Below are 717 nucleotides of genomic sequence, written 5' to 3'. Positions count from 1 at the left end.
CCTACAATTACCGCCGACCGCACAAAGCCCTTGGCGGAAAACCACCAGCGGTGATCTACTCGCTGAAAGTCGAAGCATCGCAACCCGATCACCAGGAGCAGATCAGAGCTTAAAAATCGCCAGATCCTGTCCAAGAGATGGGGAGCACCTCAGACTCCTGATCAGGCGGCAGTTTGAAGGTGGAGGAGAGGGCATGTTTCACCCGAGCATCAAGGACAAAATGACCGCGCTGGAGTCGGCCAAGGCGGCGCTGACCGCCAAGCTGCGGGATGCGTCTGACGCCGCCTCCGTGCTGCTGCACCCCGGTTTCGCGGATCGCTATCAGGCCCAAGTGGCGGACCTGAGGGCGGCGCTGCGGCGCGACACAACCAAAGCTGAGGCGACATCGATCATCCGGCTGGCCGATACGCTGGCCTGTCAACGACGGAGACAAAATCGGCCACATCGTTCTTTTGGCGTTTGACGAACAGCTTCATATAGACGGGCGGGATCAGGCGCGCATCGTGCCCACCTCCTCGAATGCACGACCCCAGCCATGCGCCGTCGGACACGCATCCATGCCGATCAGACATTTGGGCTGCTGTGCCAGAAACGCGATTAACTGCCCCCGCGACAGCTTCTTGCGAAACGCAACTGAACCGTCACTGCGCGCACCGTGCAGCTGGAGAACAGCTTTGCCATGCCGACACCGATCAGAGTAACTTCAGACATGGATTC

The 717-nt window shown here is 59.7% G+C and carries 1 protein-coding gene; it reads left to right on the top strand.

Annotation, left to right across the window (positions count from 1 at the left end; translation table 11 throughout):
* The first annotated feature begins 193 nt into the window (after positions 1-193).
* On the top strand, positions 194-463 hold the full coding sequence (locus ACOI1H_RS26030) for a hypothetical protein (RefSeq protein WP_422441251.1): 270 nt from the start codon (positions 194-196) through the stop codon (positions 461-463).
* Positions 464-717 lie beyond the last annotated feature (254 nt).

This window comes from Loktanella sp. DJP18 (assembly GCF_049310965.1).
Lineage (GTDB): Bacteria > Pseudomonadota > Alphaproteobacteria > Rhodobacterales > Rhodobacteraceae > Loktanella.
The sequence above is the reverse complement of the archived record's forward strand: the minus strand, read 5'-3'. Positions and strand labels throughout refer to the sequence as shown.

Coding starts and splice junctions, on each gene's coding strand:
- ACOI1H_RS26030 (WP_422441251.1), top strand. CDS start 194: ATGTTTCACCCGAGCATCAAGGACAAAATGACCGCGCTGGAGTCGGCC.